20 protein-coding genes are annotated in these 18,406 nt (G+C 59.9%); 9 read left to right on the forward strand and 11 right to left on the reverse strand.

Annotated elements, in window-relative coordinates; all coding sequences use genetic code 11:
* Nucleotides 1–3: 3 nt before the first annotated feature.
* Nucleotides 4–912 (reverse strand): glycine betaine ABC transporter substrate-binding protein OsmF, encoded by a 909-nt coding sequence (osmF, locus tag RGR602_RS02515; protein WP_039843800.1) that lies wholly within the window; start codon nt 910–912, stop codon nt 4–6.
* A 197-nt stretch (nt 913–1,109) separates the two neighbouring features.
* Nucleotides 1,110–1,286, reverse strand: coding sequence for a hypothetical protein (locus tag RGR602_RS36840; RefSeq protein WP_223843967.1), 177 nt, complete (start codon nt 1,284–1,286; stop codon nt 1,110–1,112).
* A 40-nt stretch (nt 1,287–1,326) separates the two neighbouring features.
* On the opposite strand from RGR602_RS36840, the gene RGR602_RS02520 reads away from it, so the two are divergent.
* A complete protein-coding gene (locus tag RGR602_RS02520; protein ID WP_039843801.1) occupies nt 1,327–2,568 on the forward strand; it encodes a LysR family transcriptional regulator in 1,242 nt (413 codons plus the stop codon).
* Between the two features lie 4 nt (nt 2,569–2,572).
* Entirely contained in the window at nt 2,573–3,292 is a 720-nt protein-coding gene (locus RGR602_RS02525) for a copper homeostasis protein CutC (RefSeq protein ID WP_039843802.1), read from the forward strand.
* Here the strand turns inward: RGR602_RS02525 and RGR602_RS02530 are convergent.
* The 7 genes from RGR602_RS02530 to RGR602_RS02560 form a co-directional block, all read right to left on the reverse strand.
* The gene (locus RGR602_RS02530; RefSeq protein ID WP_039843803.1) at nt 3,289–4,308 is read right to left on the reverse strand and encodes a zinc-binding alcohol dehydrogenase family protein; all 1,020 of its coding nucleotides are present in this window, start codon (nt 4,306–4,308) and stop codon (nt 3,289–3,291) included. The two genes, RGR602_RS02525 and RGR602_RS02530, sit on opposite strands and share 4 nt — an antisense overlap.
* A 67-nt stretch (nt 4,309–4,375) precedes the next feature.
* Nucleotides 4,376–5,350: an ABC transporter permease gene (locus RGR602_RS02535; RefSeq protein WP_039843804.1), complete on the reverse strand. Its 975-nt coding sequence runs from the start codon at nt 5,348–5,350 to the stop codon at nt 4,376–4,378.
* Between the two features lie 27 nt (nt 5,351–5,377).
* Nucleotides 5,378–6,928: a sugar ABC transporter ATP-binding protein gene (locus RGR602_RS02540; protein ID WP_039843805.1), complete on the reverse strand. Its 1,551-nt coding sequence runs from the start codon at nt 6,926–6,928 to the stop codon at nt 5,378–5,380.
* 121 nt (nt 6,929–7,049) lie between these two features.
* Nucleotides 7,050–8,036, reverse strand: a complete 987-nt coding sequence (locus tag RGR602_RS02545; RefSeq protein WP_039843806.1) for an ABC transporter substrate-binding protein — start codon at nt 8,034–8,036, stop codon at nt 7,050–7,052.
* Between the two features lie 208 nt (nt 8,037–8,244).
* A complete protein-coding gene (locus RGR602_RS02550) occupies nt 8,245–8,691 on the reverse strand; it encodes an RbsD/FucU family protein (RefSeq protein WP_039843807.1) in 447 nt (148 codons plus the stop codon).
* Between the two features lie 10 nt (nt 8,692–8,701).
* Nucleotides 8,702–9,721, reverse strand: a complete 1,020-nt coding sequence (locus tag RGR602_RS02555) for an aldo/keto reductase (RefSeq protein ID WP_039843808.1) — start codon at nt 9,719–9,721, stop codon at nt 8,702–8,704.
* A 29-nt stretch (nt 9,722–9,750) separates the two neighbouring features.
* Entirely contained in the window at nt 9,751–11,253 is a 1,503-nt protein-coding gene (locus RGR602_RS02560; RefSeq protein ID WP_039843809.1) for a UxaA family hydrolase, read from the reverse strand.
* Nucleotides 11,254–11,485: 232 nt separating this feature from the next.
* On the opposite strand from RGR602_RS02560, the gene RGR602_RS02565 reads away from it, so the two are divergent.
* Complete coding sequence (locus RGR602_RS02565; protein ID WP_039843810.1) at nt 11,486–12,391, forward strand: GntR family transcriptional regulator; 906 nt, start codon at nt 11,486–11,488, stop codon at nt 12,389–12,391.
* A gap of 23 nt (nt 12,392–12,414) precedes the next feature.
* On the opposite strand, the gene RGR602_RS02570 is transcribed toward RGR602_RS02565, so the two are convergent.
* A complete protein-coding gene (locus RGR602_RS02570) occupies nt 12,415–13,173 on the reverse strand; it encodes an SDR family NAD(P)-dependent oxidoreductase (protein ID WP_039843811.1) in 759 nt (252 codons plus the stop codon).
* A gap of 272 nt (nt 13,174–13,445) precedes the next feature.
* Here RGR602_RS02570 and RGR602_RS02575 point away from each other — a divergent pair, with 272 nt between their 5' ends.
* The 6 genes from RGR602_RS02575 (at nt 13,446) to RGR602_RS02595 (ending at nt 17,416) form a co-directional block, all read left to right on the forward strand.
* Nucleotides 13,446–14,033, forward strand: coding sequence for a L,D-transpeptidase (locus RGR602_RS02575; protein ID WP_039843812.1), 588 nt, complete (start codon nt 13,446–13,448; stop codon nt 14,031–14,033).
* A gap of 169 nt (nt 14,034–14,202) precedes the next feature.
* Nucleotides 14,203–14,340, forward strand: a complete 138-nt coding sequence (locus RGR602_RS38020; RefSeq protein WP_074060058.1) for an ABC transporter — start codon at nt 14,203–14,205, stop codon at nt 14,338–14,340.
* Nucleotides 14,341–14,494: 154 nt separating this feature from the next.
* Entirely contained in the window at nt 14,495–15,076 is a 582-nt protein-coding gene (locus RGR602_RS02580) for a hypothetical protein (RefSeq protein ID WP_039843813.1), read from the forward strand.
* Between the two features lie 76 nt (nt 15,077–15,152).
* The gene (locus tag RGR602_RS02585; protein ID WP_039843814.1) at nt 15,153–15,740 is read left to right on the forward strand and encodes a protein-S-isoprenylcysteine O-methyltransferase; all 588 of its coding nucleotides are present in this window, start codon (nt 15,153–15,155) and stop codon (nt 15,738–15,740) included.
* A 9-nt stretch (nt 15,741–15,749) separates the two neighbouring features.
* Entirely contained in the window at nt 15,750–16,538 is a 789-nt protein-coding gene (locus RGR602_RS02590; RefSeq protein WP_039846600.1) for a hypothetical protein, read from the forward strand.
* Nucleotides 16,535–17,416: an SDR family NAD(P)-dependent oxidoreductase gene (locus tag RGR602_RS02595; RefSeq protein WP_039843815.1), complete on the forward strand. Its 882-nt coding sequence runs from the start codon at nt 16,535–16,537 to the stop codon at nt 17,414–17,416. The genes RGR602_RS02590 and RGR602_RS02595 overlap by 4 nt, the downstream gene beginning before the upstream one ends.
* A gap of 201 nt (nt 17,417–17,617) precedes the next feature.
* Here the strand turns inward: RGR602_RS02595 and RGR602_RS02600 are convergent, their stop codons facing one another.
* The gene (locus RGR602_RS02600) at nt 17,618–18,139 is read right to left on the reverse strand and encodes a hypothetical protein (RefSeq protein WP_039843816.1); all 522 of its coding nucleotides are present in this window, start codon (nt 18,137–18,139) and stop codon (nt 17,618–17,620) included.
* Between the last annotated feature and the right edge of the window lie 267 nt (nt 18,140–18,406).

Below are 18,406 nucleotides of genomic sequence, written 5' to 3' on the forward strand. Positions count from 1 at the left end.
AGATTACTTCAGGAAGCCCTTTTCCTTCAGATAGGTTTCGGCAACAGACTTTGCCGGCTCGCCCTCGACCTGGATCCTGGCGTTCAGCTTTCGCAGTTCGTCTGCCGTCAGGCTCTTGAAGATCGGAGCGAGGATTTCCTCGATCTTCGGGTTCGCCTTCAGCACGTCCTCGCGGATAATCGCGGTCGGCGCATAGACCTGCTGCACGCTCTTATCGTCTTCAAGGACGGTAAGTTCGGCCGCTTCGATTGCGCCGTCGGTGCCATAGACCATGGCGGTGTTGACGCCGTTCGTCTGGTCGGCGGCGGCCTTGATCGTCGCTGCCGTATCGCCGCCGGAAAGGACGACCATCTGGTCGGGTTTGAGTTGGAAGCCGTAGGTGGTCTGGAAGGCAGGAAGCGCACCGGCCGAGTTCACGAACTCGGCGGAAGCTGCAAGCTTTGCATCGCCGCCACCGGCCACCCATTTGCCGAAATCGGACATGGTCTTGAGGTTGTTCGGACCGGCGACATCGTTGCGAATGCCGAGCGCCCAGGTGTTGTTGGCAGGCGAGGGGGCCAGCCAGACGATCTTGTTGGCATCGTAGTCGAGCTTCTTGGCCATCTCGTAGCCCTGCTCGAGATTCTTCCAGGCTGCATCATCGGCCTTGTTGAAGAAGAAGCCGGCATTACCGGTATATTCCGGATAGATATCGATTTCGCCGGCCGTTATCGCCTTGCGCACGACCGGCGTCGCTCCCAGTGCGATGCGGTCCTGCGTCTTGATGCCGTTGGCTTCCAGCGCCAGCGCAATGACGTTGCCGAGCAGCGTGCCTTCCGTATCGATCTTCGACGAGACGACGACGTCGGCAGCATGGGCCGCACCCGCCGCAAAAGCGGAAAGTGAGACGGCAAGCGCAAGTTTCTTGAACATGGAGTGTCCCCTTGGTTACACCGTTTGACCGTCGCGAGGGCCCGGCGGGAACCTTCGCGCATGAAATCCGCCGGCCAAAGCGCATAAGCGATCATGCCGGACATACGAGCATCATGGAAATAGTGTGCGCTCTCGAAAAATCGATGCAACCCCTCTCCAGTATCTGCAGTCGCGACGCGATTATGGCCGTGAAAGCATCACCGCGCGCCAAACTGCATTTCCTTTTGCAAGGCCGCGGCGGTTTGTTTTTGTCCCCTTGCGTGTTTCCGCAATCCTCCGGTGCTCTTATCGGCTGTGCTGCCGCGCCCGGATTTGTTCTCGAAACGACGATAGCCCGGCAATTCCGGAACAGGGATATCTTTTTTCGTGAACACATCATATCGTCCGGTTTTTCAGTCACTTCCGGAGAATGCCTTGCATCTCGGTGCCCTTTTTGTCGCCAGCCACGTTCTCTCCTCGGGTTCGGTTCGAGAAACCGCACGGCGCTTCTCGCTCGCGGCCTCCACGGTATCGGCGTCGGTCAGCAACCTTGAGAGTGAGCTTGCGATCAAGTTGACCAAGCGCAGTTCCGGTGAACTTGTCAAACTGATCGCGAGCGGCAAGGTGCGTGACGCGCTGCGGCCCATCATGCACGCGGTCGAGCAGCTTTATGAAATCGCCGGTGAACGCGCCGAAGCCTTCGAACGCTGGGCATCGCGCATTCCGATCAAGCTCGTGACGATCGAGCGCTTTCTGGAGGTCGCGGATCAGGGCAGCATCAATCGTGCCGCCCGGCGTCTTCAGCTTGGCCAGCCGCAACTTTCATTGCAGATCGCCAATCTTGAGAAGTTCGTCGGTCATCAGCTTCTCGAACGTCAGGCGCAGGGCTCGACGCTGACCGAGAAGGGAAGGCGGGTCTACGGAATCTTTTCGGTGGTGAGCCAGGCCTGGAACGATCTCAAATCAACGGCCGACGAACGCTATCGGCGTGTGGCGCGTTCGCTGCGTATCGGATCGATCATTCCGACGGGTGCGGAAAGTTGGGTTGCGCGCTGCCTGGGCGCTCTGGTGGCCGATTGGAATGCGGGGCACAGCAAGAACGCGATTTCGCTGATCTCCATGACCGCCGATGATCTGCGGGAAGCCCTCAGATCTGGCCGCATCGACGTGGCGATCCTGGATTCGGTGTTCGAGCTGGAAAGCTTCGGACATCGCGAACTCCTCCGCACCGATCTGGTGGCGATCGCGCCGCCGGCAAGTACGGGGCAGACTGTCGCCGATCTGGTGGCCGAGCATCCCATCTGTACGCCGAGCGAGCGAACTGGCCTGGGCGATGCCGCGACCGCACTGAGCCGCGAGCGGACCGTAAGCCGCCGCTTTCGCAACCAGGATATCATGGCGGCCGATTCACTGCCGGTGATCGTCGATCTCGTCGCGAACCACGGCTATATCTCTTTCCTCGGACGCGTCAGCGCGTTGCCGATCGCCGATCGCGTCCGTATTGTCGAACTCGCCGAACACATCCCGATTTCCTATCATGTCGCCTTCAATCATCGGAAAGCATCGGCGGACGCCTGCGCCATGATTGCTGCAGTCGTGGACAAGATCATCTCGGAGCCTGTCGCGAAGACCGGCTGCTGTCGCCTAAAGAGGCTGTCGGCGAATGAAGGAGATTAGAAAGATGCCGGCTTTGCTGGAAGTGTGCGTGGACAGCCCGAAAGGCCTTGCTGCCGCAATCGAAGGCGGCGCGGACCGTATCGAACTTTGCTCGGCGCTCGAACTGGGCGGCCTGACGCCGGTCGCAGGTCTCATGAAAGCCGCAGCCTCGGCGCCGATCCCGGTCTACGCGATGATCCGTCCGCATTCCGGGCCCTTCATCTTCGATGCAGCGGACGAGGATGCAATGATGGCGGATATCGATGCCGTCCGCGCTTTTGGCCTCGCCGGCGTTGTCATCGGCGCCAACCGATCCGACGGAACACTGGACATGCCGCTCATCCACCGCTTGAAAAAGCATGCTGCCGGTCTGGGCTCTACGTTGCATCGCGCCTTCGACCTCGCGCCAGATGCCGATGTTGCGCTAGAGCAGGCCATCGGGCTTGGCTGCGAGCGCATCCTCAGCTCCGGCTGCGCGCCGAAAGCGATGGATGGTCTCGAAACGCTGAAGCGTATCTCCGCAAAAGCCGACGGCCGGATTTCGATCATGCCCGGCAGCGGCGTGCGCTGCGGCAATGTCGCGCAAATTCTGCGCGTGACAGGCGCCCGGGAGGTCCATGGCTCGTGCAGTTCGCCGGCGAACATCGATCCGAGCGCCGTCTCTTTCGGTTTTGCGGCACCGGCCACCAATCAGACCGATGTCGCGGTCGTCCGCCAGATGCGTCAGGCGATAGACGCGGCTTAGGCGGCCACCTTGATGACGGCCTTGATGAGGCCGGTCTTTTGATGCGTCCAGAGGGGGAGGTCGCGCGGCGCGTCGGCAAGTGTCGTGCGGTGCGTGATCAGCTTGTCGACCGGCACGAGACCTTTGGCGATCGAATCCGCGACATGCACGAAGTCGGCGCGCGTCGCATTGCGGCTGCCGATGACCGTCATTTCGCGCTTGTGGAATTCCGGGTCGGAAAAGCGGATGTCGTCCTTCACAACGCTAACCAGCACCAGTGCGCCGCCATGCGCCACGAAACTGAAAGCCTTCTCCATCGAAGGACCGTAACCCGTTGCGTCGAAGACGACATCGAAGCCGTCGCCGGCCGTCTTCGCCTTCAAGGCTTCGGCCGTTTCGTCATTGGCGACAATGCCGGAGACGAAGCCGAATCGCTCCGAAGCCATCTGCAACCGTTCGGTACTGGTGTCGAGCAGTGTCACGTCATGCCCGGCAATCCGTGAGAAGATTGCAGCCCCAAGCCCGATCGGACCTGCACCGATGACCAGCGATCGCGAGGCGGCGGGCGCCATCGAACGCCGGACGGCGTGTGCGCCGATCGCCAGGAACTCGACGGTTGCTGCCGCCTCGAGGCTCAAGCCTTTCGCGGCATAGAGATTGCCGGCCGGAACGGTGATCTCTTCGCAGAACGCTCCATCGGTGTGGACGCCGAGCACCTTGATATTCGTGCAGCAGTTCGGTTTGTCTTGCCGGCAGGCAACGCAATTGCCGCAAGAAAGGTACGGATTGACGATCACTGGCGTTCCGGCAGTCATCGTAACACCGTCACCCGCCTCGAGCACGGTTGCAGAGATTTCGTGGCCCATGACGCGCGGATATTCGAGGAAGGGGTGTTTGCCTTCGAAGATGTGATAATCCGTGCCGCAAATGCCGACGTGGCTGACGGCAAGCCGGACCCAGCCGGGGGCAGGGGTTCCGGGGGAGGGGTGATCGACCATTTCGAGCACGCCGGGCGTCTGGCAAAGCACTGCTTTCATGATGTGTCTCGCATTCAGAACATGAAGAAGCCGGTCGCGGGACCGGCTTCACGATGTTTCTTCGATCTCACTGGCTCCGGCGGCGGCGCAACTGATCGAAATAGACGATCACGATGATCAGCAGACCGGTGATGATACGCTGCCAGAATGAGTTGACGTTCAAGAGGTTCGCGCCGTTGTTGATCGTGGCCAGGATGAAGGCGCCGATCAGCGGACCATGGACCGAGCCGATCGCACCGAAAAGGCTGGTCCCGCCGATAACGGAAGAGGCGATCGCCTGCAGTTCCCAACCGTCGGCCTGGGTCGCGTTGCCGATCGCGATGCGCGAGGCAAGCAGCACGCCGACAAAGGCGGCGAAGGTCGCTGAGAGAATATAGGCGAGATAGATCATGCCGTCGACGCGCACACCGGAAAGGCGGGCAGCTTCGCGGTTGGATCCGACCGCGAAGAGATAGCGTCCCCACCGGCTCAGATGCAGGAAGACGAAGGACGGAACCGCGACGAGTATGACCATCCAGAAGAGGCTCGGCACGCCGAGAAAGTTGGCGCGGGCGAAGTTCGTGAAGGGCTCATTGACGATATTGATCGTCGATCCATTGGTGATGAGCAGCCCGATACCGCGCAACGAGGTCAGCGTGGCCAATGTGATGATGAACGGTGGCAGACCCATCTTGACGATGCCGAAACCGTGAAAGGCTCCGATCCCGACCCCGATCAGCAGGGTGATGAGAATGGAGGCCCATACCGGAACCCCAGCCTGCAGAAGCCACGCGAGGATGACACCGGCAAAGCCGACGATGGCGCCGACGGATAGGTCGATGCCGGCCGTAATGATAACGAAGGTCTGGCCGAGCGCCAGGATTGCCGTCATCGCGCCCTGCCGCAGCAGGTTCGAAATATTGAGCGGCGTCCAGAAGCTGACGGTGACGATGCCGAGAAGGATCCAGAGGAAGAGAAGCAATCCGATCAGGGTCAGGCTGAACAGGATGTTCACTTTTCGGCGCGGCGGCGGGGCGACGATTTCCGTGGGGGTTACAGTCATTGGTTCTCTCCCTCTTATTCTTTTAACTCAGACGCCGATCGCTTCGCCGAGCACTTCTTCATGCGTCGCCGCGTGGTAGTCGTGGCTTGCGACCAACTGGCCGCGGCGGAAAACGTGCAGCCGGTCAGCAAGCTCGTAGACTTCCGGCAGGTAGGACGAGATCAGGATGATGCCTGCGCCTTCCTTCAGAAGCTTGGCAAACAGCCGGTAGATTTCCGCCTTTGTGCCGACATCGACACCCACCGTTGGCTCGTCGAAGATGAACAGGCGTGCGCCGTGGCTGAGCCATTTGCCGATGACGACCTTTTGCTGGTTGCCGCCGGACATGCTGGACGCAAGCACACGGCGGCTCGGGGTCTTGATTGAAAGATTACGAATCTGCCGGTCGGAATTCTCCGATTCCTCGCTGTGGCTGATGACCGGGCCTTTGCTCAGCCTCTTGAAGACCGGCAAGTTGATGTTGAGACTGATAGACAGGTTGAGGCAGAGCCCCTGATCGCGGCGGCTCTCGGGCGCAAGCGCGATCCCGAGCTCCATCGCCGTGCGTTCGTTCTTGATAGCGACCTGCTTGCCCATCCAGCGGACTTCGCCGGCAGTCGTCTTTTCACGGCCGTAGAGGCCGAGTGCGAATTCGCTGCGTCCTGCCCCGATCAGGCCGTAAAGCCCGACGATCTGGCCGGCCTTCACGGTCAGCGATACGTTCTCGAAACCGGGCCCCGAAAGCCCGCGCACATCAAGGATCGTTTCGCCGATCGGAATTTCTTCCTTGTGATAGATCTGTTCGATCGAGCGGTTGATCATCAATGCGATCAACTCCGCCTCGTTCGTCTCGCCGATCGCGCGCGTGCCGACATGGATGCCGTCGCGCAGCACCGAGACGCGGTCGGCAAGTTCGAAAACTTCTTCCATGCGGTGGCTGATGTAGACGATCGTTACGCCTTCGCCCTGCAGGCGACGGATGAGCTTGAAGAGTTGTGCAGATTCCTGTCGGGTAAGATAAGCGGTCGGCTCGTCGAAGATGAGAAACTGCGTACCGCGCATAGCTGCGCGTGCCGTTGCAACGAGCTGCTGCTGGCCGATGGTGAGCTCACTCAGCAGGACATTTGCCGGCAGGCCGAAGCCGAGATCGTCGAGGACGGCCTGTGCCATCTTGACCATCTGCTTCTTTCGCATGAGGCCGTACTGGTTGACTTCGTCGCCGAGAAAGAGATTGGCCGCAACCGTCAGGTGGGGGCAGAGCACCACCTCCTGGTGGACGGCGTTGATGCCGCGCGCGATCGCCTCGTTCGGCGTCGCAAGTGCAACGGGATGGCCGCACCAGAAAACTTCCCCGGCGGTTCGACTGATCACACCGGTCAACAGCTTAATGAGGGTTGATTTGCCCGCACCGTTTTCGCCGACTATCGCGTGAATTTCGCCGGCCAGAAAGGTCATCGTCGCAGGCTTTAGCGCTTGGACATAGCCATAATTCTTCTGCAATGCCCTGAGCTCGAGGATCGGTGAGCCCGCAGGAATGCGGTTTGCCTCTTTCAGTGTCGCGCTGTCGTCGTGGCGATGACTGACCTCTTCCAGGCTCATGGACGTCTCCTCCTCACGAATTGCTGTCTCCTCCACCAGCGATCCGCGCCCCTCGGGCAAACGATAACACAGGTGAAGAAAAGGCTGCGCGGAATTTCTCGCGCGCAGCCTTGGCTCGTGTTTACTGGATCTTCGGATTGATCAGCGCTTCGATCTTCGGGTCGCTCATATTCGCCTTGGTGACGAGGTTTGCGCCGGTGTCGACGTTTTCTTCGACCTTCTCGCCCTTCGAAACCGCAAGCGCGGTCTTTATGCCGTCATAACCCATGCGATAGGGATCCTGCACGACGAGACCCGCCAGCGAACCTTCCTTCAGGAAGCCGACGGTCTTTTCGTCGCTGTCGAAGGCGATGACCTTGATCTTGTCGCCGAGCTTGTTTTCAGCGATCGCTTGGCCAACACCCTGCCCCAGGATCAGGTTGGAGGCAAAAACCCCGACGAGATTCGGGTTGGCGGTGATCAGGTCGGTCATCATGTTGAGGCCGGTCGTTGCCTGGCCGTCACCGTATTTGTCGGCAATGACCTTCAGGCCGGGATACTTGGTCTTCACCTGATCCAGGAAGCCTTCGCGGCGCTGCTCGAGTGAGCCGACGCCCGGAAGATTGGTGAGGATCACAACTTCACCCTCTTCCTTGCCCGTCATTTCCTTGATGGCTGCGGCCAGACCGTCAGCTGCAATACGGCCGCCCTGAACGTTGTCCGTCGTCAGGAACGACTTGAAGGCCTTGGAATCGGCACCAGAGTCGATACCGATGATCGGAACCGATTTGGCCGCTTCGTCGATCGGCTTTCCGAGTGCCTTGAATTCGGTCGGCGAAATGACGACGGCAGCGGGTTTGCCGGCGACGGCGTTTTCAAGAATGCTGATCTGGCCATTGATGTCGGATTCGGCCTGCGCGCCAAGTTCCGGGACGTTGACGCCGAGATCCTTGCCGGCCTTGCGGGCGCCGGCGAGCACGATCTGCCAGTAGAAGGACGTCGTATCCTTGACGATGATCGGGATCGTCACGTCGGCTGCGAAGGATGGGACCGGCATTGCAGTTGCGATGACGGCGGCGCCCGCGAGGGCCGTGAAGGCTCGGCGAGACAGAATGGATTTCATGCGCATGTGGGTTCTCCTCTCAAGGTGCGTTCTCCTCCAAGAAACCAGACCGCTGAACGCAGGCGGACGATTTTTATCTATAAAAAACATTTGCCGAAGGAAACTAGCCGAGACCTTTCCAAATTGCAAGTGGCTAAAGGCCGGCTGCGGCTGTTTCGACTATACTCTCAAGCTCCTGTTTTTAAATAAATTAAACTGCATTCTAAAACAAATATCAGCCGCGATAGATTTCATGCGGATGCACGACGCCTTTCTTCAGAATAAGGTTTCCGTACAGCCGGAATTCGGTCGTCGCGACGATATAAGCCGCCTTCCTGGCGTGCTCGTAGAATGCGAAGCGTTCAAGCTGCGCGATCCGGAAATCGCCCGCCCGCCTGCTCACAATCTCCTGGAATTCGGCGCAAACCTCCGGCATGGCGCCGGGATTGCCGACGACCTCCATGCGCCATGCCGTTTCCGGAACGAACGTGTCCAGCGGCATATGTGTCAGGATCGCTTCGGCCATCTCGGTCGCCGTTACGCCATCGGCACGAATGACATCCGGTCCCATGGTGCTCGAGGGAAAGTTGGCGTCCGCGATGACAATGTCGTCGCCGTGCCCCATGCACGCTATGGCGCGCAGAAGATCCGGGCTGAGGACGGGATGAATTCCTTTGAGCATCGTCTGGTCCTTAAACGCGCACCGCGTGTTCGCCGAGCGGCGGCGCGACGAGTGTTAGGTGGTCGAATTCAGGGAAGATCGTGTCGGGTAGCGCGGGCTCGAAGAGCTCCATGTTGCGCTTGAGGCTGGATGCCTTTGCCGTACCGATCAGCACGGAAGAAACGGCTGGCTCGCGGAGCGGGAATTGCAGCGCCGGGGCCGCGAGCACAACGCCGTGGCGTTTGGCGATGTCTTCCATCGCGCCCACCTTGGCAAGCACGTGCGGTGTCGCGGGCATGTAGTCGAAATGCGAGCCCGGCACTGGACCGGTCGCAAGGATGCCGGAGTTGAAGACGCCGCCGACTACCAGAGATGTGCCTTTCTTGCGGCAGAGCGGCAGGAGCTCCGCCACGGCGGAGCGATCGAGCAAGGTATAGCGCCCGGCCATGAGGATGGCGTCGATGTCGGCGTTGCGCATGACATCGAGACAGACTGGAACCTCGTTGACGCCCAGGCCGAAAGCCTTGATCGCGCCCGATGACTTCAGCTCTTCCAGCGCCTTGATGCCGGAGTTGAGAAATTTTTTCAGGTGGACGGCATTCTTTTCGGCACCGTGCGTGTAGGTGCCGATGTCGTGGACATAGAGAATATCGACGCGATTGAGCCCCAGCCGCGCATAGCTGAAATCGACCGATCGCATGATGCCGTCATAGGAATAGTCGTAATCGGCATCGAAGGAGAGCGGGTCGACATAGCTGTAGTCCGGCACCGTACCTGTCGGCACGGGCCGCAAAAGCCGGCCAACCTTGGTCGAGAGCACGTATTCGCTCTCGGGCTTTGCCCTCAGGAAATCGCCCACGTGGCGCTCGGCAAGGCCGAGGCCGTACCAGGGGGCTACGTCGAAATAGCGGATGCCGCTCGCCCAAGCAGCTTCCAGCGTTTCCATTGCCTGTTCGCGCGGGCAGGCACGGTAAAGGCCACCCAGGGCCGCGGCACCGAAACTGATTTCGGTGACCTTGAGTTCCGTCTTGCCGATTTTCCTCGTCTTCATCTTCCCTCCCCGTGAAGAGCCGATCTCTGTTAGAGCGTTGCCCCCAGATGCCACGGTACAAATTCGTTGTCGCCGTAGCCGAACTCCTCGCTTTTCGTCTTCTTGCCGGAAGCCGTATCGATGATCAGGTCGAAAATTTCGCGCCCCTTGCCGCTGATCGTCGCATCGCCGGTGGCGATCGTGCCGCAATCGATATCCATGTCCTCTTCCATCGAAGCATAGAGCGCCGAATTGCTGGAGAGCTTGATCGAGGGCGCGGGACGACAGCCGAAACAGCTGCCGCGGCCGGTTGTGAAGGCGATCATGTTTGCGCCGCCTGCAACCTGCCCCGTTGCGGAAACCGGGTCGTATCCGGGCGTATCCATAAAAACGAGTCCCGGTGCAGTCACGCGTTCGGCATAGCTGTAGACCGCCGTTAGCGGAGACCGGCCACCCTTGGCGACGGCACCGAGCGATTTTTCAAGAATGGTCGTCAATCCGCCGCGCTTGTTGCCGGGTGAGGGGTTGTTGTCGAGCGAGGCACCATGCAGCCCGACATATTTCTCCCACCAGGCGATCTTGTCGTCGAGCTTGCTGGCCACGTCCTCGTTGATCGCGCGGCTGCGCAGCAGATGCTCAGCGCCGTAGATTTCCGAGGTTTCGGAAAGGATTGCCGTACCGCCGGCTGCGGCCAGAAGATCGGCTGCGACGCCGAGCGCCGGATTGGCAGTAATACCCGAAAAGCCGTCCGACCCACCGCATTGCAGGCCGATGATGATCTCGCTGATGGGGATCGACGTGCGCCGCTCCCTACCGACATCGGCGGCGATCTCCCGGAGCATCCCCATGGCGCGTTCGACGGCCCGCCGCGAGCCGCCGGCATCCTGAATGTTGAAGTGCCGCTTGGCATTGCCGGCACCGCTTTGGCCGTAGAGCGTCAGCTGGTTTACTTCGCAGCCAAGTCCGATCATCAGCACGCCACCGAAATTGACATGGCGCGTGTAGCCCGCAAGCGTGCGGTGAAGGACCGAAATGCCGTCACCCGTCGAGCTCATGCCACAGCCCTGGTCATGCACGATCGGCACGAAGCCGTCGATGCCCTCGTAATACGGCAGGATAGTGCGATTGGCCTCGTCTGCAATCGCGCGGCAGACGGTGGTGGAACAGTTCACGCTGGCGATGATGCCGATATAGTTGCGGGTCGCCGCCCGGCCATCCGCACGGCGGTAACCCATGAAGGTACGCGCGCGGTCTTCCGCGGTCGCCGCTTCCGGCGCGGAATTCGCAGTTGCCGCCAGACGGTCGTTCTCGAAATGCAGGTTATGGCTGTGGATATGATCGCCGGCCTTCACCTCGGCAGTCGTGCGGCCGATCGCCTGGCCATATTTCACCACCGGTGTGCCGATCGGGATGTCGGCGATCGCAACCTTGTGGCCAGGTTCGATTTTTTGCCGGGTCCTTATACCTGCGACGGTCGCTCCGGCTTCGATCGCTGCTGTTGCGACGGCGACGTTATCTCCAGCAGAAAGGATGAGCCAAGGCAGTTTGTCCAATTGTCTTCTCCCTGAGGAATGCGCCCGCTGCATCGGCAAAATGCGCATTGATTTTGTTTTTTATCTACAATAAACATTTTCAAGTCAACGGGAATATTGTTCCTTTGGTCAAGGGAGGCAAACGGCCGCAGATGGCCAGGAAATAGGATAAAGGTCGCAGTCGATTAGCTCCTGCGCGCTTTAAACTTCGCAGGTTGCAAAGTTTAAAGGCACGAGGAAAGAGCGGGGTAACATGGCAAGGCAGAATACGGTCTTCAAGGAAGCCTATAACAGGTATGCTGCTGCTCTGCGCCCGGATGCCGCCTTGCCTTCCGAACCCGAAATCGCCGCGCAGCTCGGCATCAGCCGCAGCACGGCCCGCGCGATTTTGACCCGCCTGAACGACGAAGGCATCATCCGGTGGAACAAGCGCCAGAAGATCGTGCTGCGCGTTCCCACCGAAAACGACCTCTTTCCGTCCGAAGAGACGGATTCGCTGCACGACATCATCGAGCGCAGCTTCATGCAGCGCATTCTGTCGGACGATGCCGCGCCCGGCATGCAGATCAACGAGCTGGAACTGGCTCGTGAGATCGGCACCGGCACGACCAGCGTGCGCGAATTTCTCATCCGCTTCTCGCGCTTCGGCCTCATCGAAAAGCGGCCGAACAGCCACTGGATCCTGAAAGGCTTCACCCGCGAATTTGCACTGGAACTCGCGGACGTCCGCGAAATGTTCGAGCTCCATTCGGCCACCGAATTCGGCAAGCTGCCGCCCGAAAGCGAAGCCTGGGCGGCGCTGGCCGAAATCAAGGCCGAGCATCATGCGATGCTCAACGATTTCGATGCGCGCTACAAGGAATTCTCAGCTCTTGACGAGCGCTTCCATCTCCTGATCCACGGCGCCGCGAAAAACCGGTTTATCGCGGACTTCTACGATGCGATCGCGATCATCTTCCACTATCACTACCAATGGAACAAGGCGTTCGCCCGCCAGCGCAACGGACGCGCCATTCACGAACATCTCGACTATATCGCGGCACTGGAATCGCGCGATCAGGCGGCAATCGACTTCTCGTGCCGCCTGCACCTGCGTTCTGCACGCCAGACCCTTCTTCAGTCGCTGCCGCAGAATCCTGCCGAGCCGCCTCCAGCTTAGGCAGGCGCAGTCGGCGCGTGGATCTAATGGGCGGTATAGGCACCGTCCACGAGATGGTAGCTTCCAGTGATGAAGCTTGCTTGTTCGGACAGGAGGAAGCACACGAGGGCTGCGACCTCCTCCGGCCTGCCTCGCCTGCCCATCGGCTGAAGCGCTTCCATGCGCCGGCTTCCCGCTATCGCCAGATGCTCGGTCAAAAGCGGCGTTTCGATCCAGCCGGGGCCGACGGCATTGATGCGGATGCCCAGTCTCGCATATTCGATTGCGGCAACCTTGGTCAGGCCGACAACCCCGTGCTTGGCGGCTGTATAGGCTGCTGTAAATGGCAATCCAACCGAACCGAGGGCGGAAGACATGTTGACGATGGCCCCTCCGCCGCGTTGCAGCATGGCGGCAATTTCATGCTTCATGCAGTAGAAGACGCCGTTCAGGTTGACGTTCATCAGGTTGTGCCAATTGTCGAGCGGGTAGTCTGCTGTCGCCTTTCGGGGGCCGTCTATGCCTGCATTGTTAACCGCCAGATGCAGACCGCCGCATGTCTCGACAGCGTAGGCGATCAGCTTTTCCACAGCCCCGGCATCCGTGACATCGACCGCAAAGTCCCGCGCCCGCCCACCTTTTGAACGGATCTCCGCGGCAAGGTTGCGTGCGGCCTCAGCATCGAGATCGGCAATGACAACCTCTGCTCCCTCGTCAGCGAGCTGCCGGCAAATGGCTGCACCTATACCGGACCCTCCGCCGGTTACGAGCGCGACTTTCCCCGTGAAGTCAGGCTTCGTCATCAAGTCCCTCCTCATTATCCCTGCTACTAATCGAGCAGAGGCATGCCATTGATGCAAGACCTTTCATAACCGCAAGCAACGCGCCCGCTCGTTCTGCGAGCCCTTCACCAACCATGCGCCCTCCCGGCAGCGCCTCGGCCTTGAAGGACGGCAGCGCAGGTTCAAGGCGAACGACAGCGTTTGCACCTTTCACCTTTTACGCGAGGCTTGGCCGGTTGGCGCCGGGATGTTAAGAGGAAGAATAGGGTCGATCGATTGCTTAGCAGGTAGAGATGGAAAAAAAACACGTTGCGCGCCGGGGGCTCCTGCTGGGCAGTCTGGCGTTGATGGTATCTGGTTGCGCTTCAACGACGGGATGGCAGGTGGGGTCGATGTTTTCGTCGACGCCGCGAATCAGCTCTCGCTACCGGCGGCGGCGCGTGCCGTATGACGGAAGCGAGCCGCCTGGGACGATCGTGGTCAACACCTACGAGCGTTACCTTTATCTGGTGGAAGGCGGCGGCGAGGCCCTGCGCTATGGCGTTGCAGTCGGCGAAGAGGGCCTGACGCTCAAGGGAAGGGCGACCATCGGGCGGAAGGCGGAATGGCCCTCGTGGATGCCCACAGCCAGCATGATACGGCGCAAGCCGCACCTGGCGCAGTATGCGGGCGGTGTTTCGGGCGGACCCCACAATCCACTGGGTGCCGCTGCCCTTTATCTCTACAGGGGCGGACAGGACACCCTGTTTCGGCTGCATGGAACGAACGAGCCGTGGTTGATAGGGCAGGCGGTTTCCAATGGATGCATCCGCTTGACCAATGAGGACATCGTCGACCTCTACAGCAGGGCTCCGGTGGGAACGCCAGTATTGGTCATATGATGCTTACATTTTGCATCGATAACGCCACGGTCTGTTAGGCATTATGAGGCGCCCGGGGCCGCGCAGAGGCAAGGTGTGTCCTTTCTGCACTTGGCTTAGGCGTATTTTGCGGCTATTAGTAGAAGCGTTGCCTTCGATAACCTATTCCGTGCTAAGGAGAGGACTACTGATGAGCAGAATTCTGATCATGTGCCTAGTTGCGTTGTTTTCCGTTGCAAGCCTGAGCGCTTGCGGGTCGATCGGTAAGGGCAAGGGGAAGGCCCCGCCGCCCGTAGCGGAAACGGCACCGGCACCGGTATATAAGTAGCAACTAACTGTTGCTGAATGGGAGGGGGCATTCGTGGCCCTTCCCCACATCGTGCAGTCCGGGCTGGACCTGCCTTACAGCTTGCAGCGCAAAGATTGGCGTCAAGCGGGGCATGTGTCGATGCTCACTCGATACCGGGAGATGAAGTGTAGCGATGACGCTTGCAAAGGGCCGTCTATCACTTGTAATTCTATTCGCTCTCGCGCTCACATCATGCCAGACAGAAGACAAGCCACCGCAACCGCGATTCGTTTCGGATGCGCGAGGGGAGTCTGTTGGCGAATCATCCCAAAAAAGAGATGGCCAGTACTTTATCGAATTCCGCTCGCGCTACGCGCTGAGCTACGGCCACACCTACGTGATTTTCGGGCGGTTGAACAAAGCTGGCGGGATGGTCAATCCGGAGGTCGCGGGGCTTGCTCCTGCGACCAATGAAACAGCCCCCTATGTTCTCGGCCACTTCGTGCCCGTGCCGGCCGAAACCGGGGCCAGTGACGGCGACCTGGAGGAGGCCTACAGGTCGGCAAGCTGGCGCGTCCTGCTCACTCCATCGGAATACAACGAAACCGTTGCCTTCATACGCAAGCTTAAGGCAAAAACAAAGTTTTGGCAGGCTTCGGTTTATAACTGTAACGCTTTCGTAGCAGAAATCGCTCGCTCGATGGGCTATAAGGCGCCCAGCATCTGGCTCCGCCCGCAACAATTCGTGACGCAGCTTCGAGAAATGAATACCTAAATGCGAGGCGCGCAGCTGCTATACCGCTTCTCCATCCAGTCGGTTGCAGGACGCAGAAGGGCTCTGGAGACTTAAATTGAGCATAGCTGTTGTCGGCAAGATCCTGTGGGTGCTCGGCGTCGTTGCCTGGTATATCATCCGCTATCCCTTCGAGCGCCGCGCCAAGCGCGTGCGTGTCGTCAGTCACCGCCGTTCTCGTACCGAGACGATCGGGCTTGCGTCGGCGCTGCTCGGACTTGCGATCGTGCCGGGGTTCTATGTCGCCACCGGCATGCCGCAAGCAGCCGATTATCCGGCCCGCGCCTGGGCGGTTGCCCTCGGGGTGGTGCTCTTTGCCGCCGCCATGTGGGTCTTTCGCAGAACCCACAAGGAACTCGGCCGCAACTGGTCCATCACGTTGGAGATTCGCGACCAGCATCAGCTGATTTGCAGCGGCCCCTACGCTTTCGTTCGCCATCCCATGTACACGTCTTTCCTGCTGATGGGCCTCGGCCAGGCCTTTCTGCTGTCGAACTGGATCGTGGGGCTTGCTGGTCTGATCGGCTTCGCAATCCTCTTTTTTCTCCGGGTGGACAAGGAAGAGCGTATGATGCTGGAAATTTTCGGCGCGCAATATCGCGCCTATATGGACAGGACCAAGCGAATTATTCCCTATCTTTATTAAGGAGGCATGATGCGAGGCCGGACCATCAAGCTTTCGGCGGCACGGCGCCTTGTCGGGGATCTGATGCGGTTCTCGATCGGAGTGCCGCGGGTCACTGTGCAGCGGCAGATGAACCTCGGCCCGCTTCAGAAGGCCAGAATGGCGCAGTCAAGCAGGCCCTCCTGGACCATACTCTTCTTGAAGGGATACGCGCTTCTCTCGAAGGAGATACCGGAGCTTAGGCGCGCTTACATCAAGTTCCCGAGAGCTCAGCTCTATGAATATCCGCAAAGCGTAGCCTCGATTGCCCACGAGCGCGAATATGACGGCGAGCGGGTCGTCTTGCTGAGCTTGATCAAGGCCCCCGAGCGGCGGCCGATCGCCGAACTCGAGGCCTTGATTCAGGCGGCGCGCTCGCGCCCGGTCCTAAAAATCAAGGAGTTCCGGCGTGCATTGAAGTTTGCCCGTGCGCCGGCGCCCTTGAGGTGGCTGTTGATGTGGCTCGGGCTGAATATCGGGCGGCAGCGTGCCCGCCGGTTCGGCACTTTCCAGCTATCGGTCTATTCCGGTCTCGGGGCAGAGTCACTCAACCCCCTTTCGCCTTTGACCACGCTCTTCAATTACGGCCCGATCTCGGCAGATGGATCGGTCACGGTCCGGATCCACTACGATCACAGGGTCATGGACGGCGCCAATGTCGCACGGGCGCTGGAGCGGTTCGAGAAGATATTGAACGGCGAGGTCGCCAGCGAAGTAAAGTGCATCGCCCCACAGGGTGCTGCCGCTCTCGATACGGGGGCTTCAGGGACGGCAATATGATCATGCAGAGTGAGTTTCGTCCGTCCGCCGTGGTGGTCGGTGCGTCGCGCGGAATCGGCAGGGCAATAGCCAAGGTCGCCGCCCGGGAGCATGGGGCCGTCGTTGTGCTTGTTGCGCGCTCGCCTGAAGGTCTGGCTGCTGCCGCGGCGGAGGTGCGGGCGGCGGGCGGCGAGGCATTCACGCTGGAATTGGATCTCCTTGTGGCCGATGCCTCGGCGCGTTTGCAGGACTTCCTGTCTGCAAACGGTTTGTTCTGCGATGTGCTGGTCAACAGCGCCGGATACGGGCTGCGCGGTTCGGCAACGCTCCTTCCGGTCGAGGACCAGCTTGGCATTATCGATCTCAACATACGAGCCCTCAGCGACCTGACTCTCCGCTTCCTGCCGGGAATGGCAGCGCGCGGGCGTGGCGGCGTGCTCAATCTCGGTTCCATAGCCGGGTTCACGCCGGGGCCGAATATGGCCCTGTATTATGCGAGCAAAGCCTTCGTGCGCTTCTTTTCGGAAGCGCTTCATCAGGAATTGCGCCGCACGGGCGTGACCGTCACATGCGTTGCGCCGGGACCGGTGTCGACCGAGTTCCTCGAAAAATCCGGAGCCGGCCGAGCACAGCTTTTCAAGATATTACCGAAGCTCGATTCGGACTATGTGGCCGAACGGGCCTGGCGGGGCTTCAAATCCGGCCGCCGCCTTGTAGTCCCCGGCATTTCGGCCAAGCTTGTCGCCCTGGCGGCGGCCCTGCTGCCGTCGGCCGCAACACTTCCCCTGATCGGCCGCCTGCAGCGCCGCAGCAGCGATCCCTGCCCCTGCGGTTCAGGCAAGACCTTCAAGGAATGCCGCCGCCTTGGCCATCGCGCGGTGACGACGGCAGGCCCCTGAGGGGCAAGCTCAAGGCGAGCGAAAGCACGCAACTGGTCACTGCGCATAGAGCAGCAACACCAAGAGCGGACAAACGCTGCCAAGCCGCCCCCTCGCGAATTCCATCAGGCGCACGCAAAACAGCGAGAAACAGAGCCTTACCGCGAAGAAATGCAGACGCTGAATGGGCAAACGGCGCGGGCATGAGGCATCAAATTGCGCTCAATCCGCCTGTCCTTCACGCGACCGATATGTGCGCCCGAGGATCCTCAAGTGGCAGCAGATACAAGCCGACAGCACGAGGACAAATAGCAAGGTTCCGAGCGGTGAATAAGATAGCGGCAGGAAAGACCAGTCGCCCCGCAGCAATTGCGGCAATGAGAAGCTGGAAATGCCGGCGTGCGCCACGGCCGCCCGCCCCATGGTCAGGCCGGTCGCGATCAGCGCGACATGCGCATGAATGAAACCTGACCGCAGGTATCGCTGAGGCTGCAAGGCAAGTTGAATACCGAAGAGGGACGCAAGTATCAGCAGTGCGAAAGCGATCCAGATTCCCACTCCAGGTACCGCAAAAAGCAGGTAGATGGGCTCACGCATGATTGGAAGGATCGTCATATAAAGCCACCAGGCGGAGGCGCTCGAGGGAGAATATTCCAAGAGCAGCATGCTGATGAGGAAGACCGACGCTGTCGCATAAGCCAAGGATGGCCCCAGTCGCACCAGCGTGAGTAGAGCGGTCCGCATATGACAATTCGTCCTTTGGCTTACGGTCACGTGATGACCGACAGGAACAATATAGGTGACGTTCGATTAATTTTTACTCTACGAAACACAATCCGCGAAGCGCGTCTTTTGAATCCTGCGCATCCAAAAACTGGCTCATTTTGCCTCACAACCGGCTGCGCAATTGTCGCTATTTTGCGACTGGTTCCCTAAATTATTGAGTTATTAGCTTTTTTTCAAGAAGATTTCTCGTGGACACATCCGAATGCTTGGCTAGGATGCCTGAAA

It is taken from the genome of Rhizobium gallicum bv. gallicum R602sp, assembly GCF_000816845.1.
GTDB lineage: Bacteria > Pseudomonadota > Alphaproteobacteria > Rhizobiales > Rhizobiaceae > Rhizobium > Rhizobium gallicum.